Genomic DNA, 4,298 nt, shown 5'->3' with positions numbered 1-4,298 from the left:
GTGCCGGTGGAGCCGGCGCCGCCCGCCGCACCGCCCCGCGAGGCGGTGCGGGAGCTCTTCGAGAAGCCGGTGGCGGAGCTGACCCCGGAGGAGATGGAGCGGATGAAGGCCGCCTTCCTGGGCGACCGCTACCGGGCGCGTCCGCGGCGCATGGGCCGCGTCGGCTGACGGGGAGGGAGGAGGGGCGGGGGGGCGGGCCCCCCGCCGCGGCCAGCCCGCTAGACCAGCGAGTAGGACACGTACGCCACGATCGCGATCCAGACCAGCCCCACCCCCAGCCCCATGAGCGCCGCGTTCGCGGTGGAGCGGGCCTCTTCCCTTTCTTCCTGAGTCGTCATCGATCGGCTCCGTTGGGTGCGTCGTTCCGGGCCGCCGGCGGACGGGCCGGCGCGCCTACAAGTTCCGCCGATTCCGCCCTCCTGGCAAGGGATCGCCGGCGCGCTCGCCCGGGGCGAGCGTGACCGCGTCCCCCCGGCGCACGCCCAGCCGCCGGGCCGCCGAGGCGCCGTTCACGGACACCTCCAGGAAGCCCGCGCTCCCCCAGATGGCGAACGGCTCGCCCGGCGCCGCCCCCGCGTAGTGCGTCCGCAGCGCGCGGACCTCGCCCCCGCCCAGCCGCAGCCGGAACCCCTCCCCCAGCCCCTCCGGCACGTCGTCCGCCGCCACGCTGGTGATGCAGTTCCCGAAGTGGTCCACGTGCAGCACCGTCCCCTCCACCGCGCCCTCCGCCGTCCGGCGCGCGCCGATGGGCTCCAGCCGGACCGGGTCCCGCACCTCCGTCCCCAGCTCCGCGGGATCCGCCCCCGCCGCCAGCGCCCCGGCCACCGGGGCGAACACGTCGCGCCCGTGGAAGGTGTGGCTCACCGGGTGCCGGAAGGCGCGCGCGTCGTCCAGGTGGAAGACGCGGGCTCCCGGCTCGCGGTCCAGCACGTGGCTGAAGATGCCGTTGTCAGGTCCCACGAAGCGCTGCCCCGCGGCGGCCACCGCCAGCGGCCGGCGCGCGGAGCCCACCCCCGGGTCCACCACGGCCAGGTGCACGGTCCCGGCGGGGAAGGCGCGGTAGGCGGCGAGGAGGAGGAAGGCGGCCGCGGCCACGTCCTGCGGCGGGACTTCGTGCGTGACGTCCACCAGGGCGACGTCCGGCGCGCGGGCGAGGATCACGCCCTTCATGGCCGCGACGAAGTGGTCCCGGGTGCCGAAGTCGGTGAGCAGGGTGACGGGCATGGGAGGCGCTCGGCGCTCACCCCGGCGGGGCGCCCCGGCCGCGGTCCTTCTTCGCCAGGCGGTTGATCTCGATGTTCACCGAGGTGAGCTCGCCGGAGAGCTCGGTGATGCGCTCGCCGATCTCGATCACCGTGCGCACGCCGTCGCCCCACACCTGGCCCACGTAGTGGTCGCCGGCCCGGAAGAGCACCCGCTGCGCCCGCTCCAGCGTCTGCATGGCCTCCCACACCAGGACTCCGGCCTGCTCCAGGTGGTCGGTCGAGTCCGGGGTCGGGTCAGGCATTCGGCCGCGGGTTCAGCGGGTGGGAGGCAGGGCCGGACGCGATCCGGCGGGGGACGGGACGCCCACAAGATGCGCCCTCGCGCCCCGGAGCGCAAAGCCCCTCCGCGGTGCAGCGCCGGGTCAGGGGGCCGGCGGCAGGCGGAGCGTGCCGTCCGGGAGCAGCTCGTGGCGGTCGGCGAGGACGGCTTCCACGAGCGCGGTGTCCGGCTCCAGCGGGCCGATCCAGAGGCGCACCACCCGCCCCCGGCGGTCGATCAGCGCCGAGCGGGGGATCCCCTGCCGCGCCCCCAGGAGGCCGTCCAGCCGGTCCCAGCGCTCCACGGCGTTGGGGTAGGTGATGCGGAAGGCGCGGCGGAACGCCTCCGCCTTCGCCAGGTCGTCCGTTCCGGCGTGCAGCCCCAGCACGACCAGCCCCTCCGCCCCGTAGCGGTCCTGGAGCCGCTTCAGCGCCGGCATCTCCTCGATGCAGGGCGGGCACCAGATGGCCCACGCGTTCACCAGCACCACGCGCCCCCGGAGCGCCTCCAGCGACACGGTGTCGCCCGAGAGCGTGACGGTGTGGAATGCGGGCGCCTCCGCGCCGGCTCGCAGCGCCTCCGGGACCTCGGCGGACTGCTCCGGGACGTCCGGCGCCCGGCAGGCCGCGAGGGCGGCGCAGAGGAACCATCCGGCCCGCAGGGTTCGACGCATGGATCCGGGGTTCGGCAGGGGTGGGTGCGGGCGGAAACGGCGTCTCCGGGTAGACAATACCTCGGCCGCGGCGGCGCGGCCAGCCGTGCCCCCCGGCCCGGCACTTGCGCCCCAAGCCCGGATCGGACGACCGCGGACCCCCCGACCCCCAAGGCATGTTCCTGCTCCATCGCCCCACCGAAGACGAGATGCACCGCTACGTGGCGGAGCGCGAGGACGCGCCCCTCACCTACCCGGAGGCCGGCGCCAGCCTGGGCGCCGAAGCCCCCGCGGGCTACCTGCGCAACTACGCCTGCGCCCGGCTGGGAGCCGGCGAGACGGTCTTCCGCCGCGCGGCCGTTGCTGTGCGCCGCTGGGCGATGTACGATATGGAGTGGGTCCGGGTGCTGCGGGCCGCGGCGCCGGTGGAGCCCGGGCGCACGGTGGGGATCCTGGTGCGGCACTTCGGCTTCTGGTCGCTGCACGCCTGCCGGATCGTCTACGTCGTGGACGAGCGCGAGGGGCCGGCCCGCCGCTTCGGGTTCGGGATCGGCACCGTGGCCGACCACGCGCAGCGGGGCGAGGAGCGCTTCACGGTGGAGTGGAGCCCGGAGGACGACGCGGTGCACTTCGAGCTGTTCTCCTTCTCCCGCCCGGCTGCGCCCCTCTCAATCCTGGGCTTCCCGCTCGGCCGGCACCTCCAGAAGCGCTTCGCCGCGGAGTCGCTCCGCGCCATGCGGGCCGCGGTGGCGCAGGTACCCTGATCCTGAACGATGCGTAAGCTCATCCTGATCCTTCTGGCCGTATTCCCCTGGCTCCCGGGATGCCTGGCTGGCCGTCCGACCGGGCCCGAGTTCACCGTGCTCGCGATGCAGGTGCGAACTCCGGATGGTAAGCCGGTGCCGGGAGTTCGGGTCGAGCTCCTCGCGGAGGGCAAAACCGAACCGGGGTCCTACGTGACCGGGAACAGGGGCGACAGCACGATCATCGGAATCACGCCGGGCGTGTACCACGTGGGCGTGCGACATCCGCCCACGGGCTACCGGGTTCCGAGCACGCAGCCCAATCCGGTCCGCGTCGTCGTCGTGCCGGAGAAGGAGACCACGGTGCGCTTCACGCTCGTGCGCGAATGATCCCGCTCCCCACCTGCACGAGCGCCGCTGGGGGCGCCGGGTGATCCACTCCAGCGCAGAGAGCCTCCGATGGTTCGCTACGCGTGCTCCGCCTGCCTGCTTCTGCTGGTCGGCTGCATCGCCGGATCTCCCAGCGGCCCCCCGGATCCGGGGCTGCAACCCGAGCGGATCACGGTCCTGTCGGTCAGTGCTCGTGTCGTGGACGAGGATTCAGCCGACCCGGACGTGCTCCTGACCTTCCACGTCCGCAACGACGCGAAGAAGACCGCGGACCGTGTTTCGGTACACGTCAGGGCATTCCAGGGCAAGGAACAGGTGGGCCGCGCCGCCAGCCACGACAATCCGAGCATACGCGTGGGGCGCGAGGCGATGATCGGGGTCCGCCTGGATCGTCCGAGCACGCTGGAAGGCTTCGACTGCTACGAGTACCAGGTGGAAGCGCTGATCGACGGGTCTTCTCTCGGAATCACGAAGCCGGTCCGCGCGTGCCTCCGGTGAGCGGCGTGGAGCGGCTTCGGCCGTCTCTCCGCCCGCTCCGCGCTCTTTCGCCTCTCCTCCTCAGAAGCTCGGGCCGAAGAACACCGAGTTGGCGAAGAGGGGGAGCAGCCCGCGCCACAGGTCCCGGAAGTTGGGGTCGCCCGCGAAGCCGATGACCCGCCCCCGTCCCACCCGCTCCGTCCACAGGTACGGGGTCCCCGCCAGCCGCTCCGGCACCTCCGGCCACAGGTACCCCGCGATCCGCAGGCGGGGGAGCGGCGCGTACCGGATCACCGCTTCCCCGGGGCGGAGGTCGCGGGGCGCGGTGTAGATCCGGTCGGAGAAGACCAGCACCGGCAGCTCCGCCGCGTTCACCCCGGCCAGCAGCGGCGACAGCGTGTCGGCGGCGGCGCGGACGATGGCCCCGGGGACGGAGGCGGGGAGGGCGGCGCCGGGCTCGCCGTCCGCGCGGACGCTGTCGCGGCGGAGGCGGAAGCGCGACAGGCCGGTCC

At 74.1% G+C, this 4,298-nt stretch carries 7 protein-coding genes; 3 read left to right on the top strand and 4 right to left on the bottom strand.

All coding sequences use genetic code 11. The features are described from left to right. Positions 1-393: 393 nt before the first annotated feature. The 3 genes from VGR37_20445 to VGR37_20435 all read right to left on the bottom strand — a co-directional run bounded on the left by VGR37_20445 (position 394) and on the right by VGR37_20435 (position 2,197). The gene (locus tag VGR37_20445) at positions 394-1,224 is read right to left on the bottom strand and encodes an SAM-dependent chlorinase/fluorinase (GenBank protein HEV2149782.1); all 831 of its coding nucleotides are present in this window, start codon (positions 1,222-1,224) and stop codon (positions 394-396) included. A 16-nt stretch (positions 1,225-1,240) separates the two neighbouring features. Continuing rightward, a complete protein-coding gene (locus VGR37_20440; protein ID HEV2149781.1) occupies positions 1,241-1,507 on the bottom strand; it encodes a hypothetical protein in 267 nt (88 codons plus the stop codon). 120 nt (positions 1,508-1,627) lie between these two features. Beyond that, positions 1,628-2,197 carry a TlpA disulfide reductase family protein gene (locus tag VGR37_20435; GenBank protein HEV2149780.1) on the bottom strand — a complete coding sequence of 190 codons (570 nt, stop codon included), beginning with the start codon at positions 2,195-2,197 and terminating at the stop codon, positions 1,628-1,630. Between the two features lie 155 nt (positions 2,198-2,352). Here VGR37_20435 and VGR37_20430 point away from each other — a divergent pair, with 155 nt between their 5' ends. The 3 genes from VGR37_20430 to VGR37_20420 all read left to right on the top strand — a co-directional run bounded on the left by VGR37_20430 (position 2,353) and on the right by VGR37_20420 (position 3,807). Then, on the top strand, positions 2,353-2,940 hold the full coding sequence (locus VGR37_20430; protein HEV2149779.1) for a DUF1990 domain-containing protein: 588 nt from the start codon (positions 2,353-2,355) through the stop codon (positions 2,938-2,940). A gap of 9 nt (positions 2,941-2,949) precedes the next feature. After that, on the top strand, positions 2,950-3,309 hold the full coding sequence (locus tag VGR37_20425; GenBank protein ID HEV2149778.1) for a carboxypeptidase-like regulatory domain-containing protein: 360 nt from the start codon (positions 2,950-2,952) through the stop codon (positions 3,307-3,309). A gap of 69 nt (positions 3,310-3,378) precedes the next feature. After that, positions 3,379-3,807, top strand: coding sequence for a hypothetical protein (locus VGR37_20420; protein ID HEV2149777.1), 429 nt, complete (start codon positions 3,379-3,381; stop codon positions 3,805-3,807). 60 nt (positions 3,808-3,867) lie between these two features. Here the strand turns inward: VGR37_20420 and VGR37_20415 are convergent. Next, the coding region (locus VGR37_20415; GenBank protein HEV2149776.1) for a hypothetical protein at positions 3,868-4,298 on the bottom strand (431 nt) is incomplete at its 5' end.

The sequence above is a fragment of the Longimicrobiaceae bacterium genome, assembly GCA_035936415.1.
In the GTDB taxonomy this organism is placed as follows: domain Bacteria; phylum Gemmatimonadota; class Gemmatimonadetes; order Longimicrobiales; family Longimicrobiaceae; genus JAFAYN01.
The sequence above is the reverse complement of the archived record's forward strand: the minus strand, read 5'-3'. Positions and strand labels throughout refer to the sequence as shown.

Excerpts from the sequence above, each read along its gene's own strand:
- VGR37_20425 (HEV2149778.1), top strand. The coding sequence starts at position 2,950 with ATGCGTAAGCTCATCCTGATCCTTCTGGCCGTATTCCCCTGGCTCCCG.
- VGR37_20420 (HEV2149777.1), top strand. The coding sequence starts at position 3,379 with ATGGTTCGCTACGCGTGCTCCGCCTGCCTGCTTCTGCTGGTCGGCTGC.
- VGR37_20435 (HEV2149780.1), bottom strand. The coding sequence starts at position 2,197 with ATGCGTCGAACCCTGCGGGCCGGATGGTTCCTCTGCGCCGCCCTCGCG.
- VGR37_20430 (HEV2149779.1), top strand. The coding sequence starts at position 2,353 with ATGTTCCTGCTCCATCGCCCCACCGAAGACGAGATGCACCGCTACGTG.
- VGR37_20440 (HEV2149781.1), bottom strand. The coding sequence starts at position 1,507 with ATGCCTGACCCGACCCCGGACTCGACCGACCACCTGGAGCAGGCCGGA.
- VGR37_20445 (HEV2149782.1), bottom strand. The coding sequence starts at position 1,224 with ATGCCCGTCACCCTGCTCACCGACTTCGGCACCCGGGACCACTTCGTC.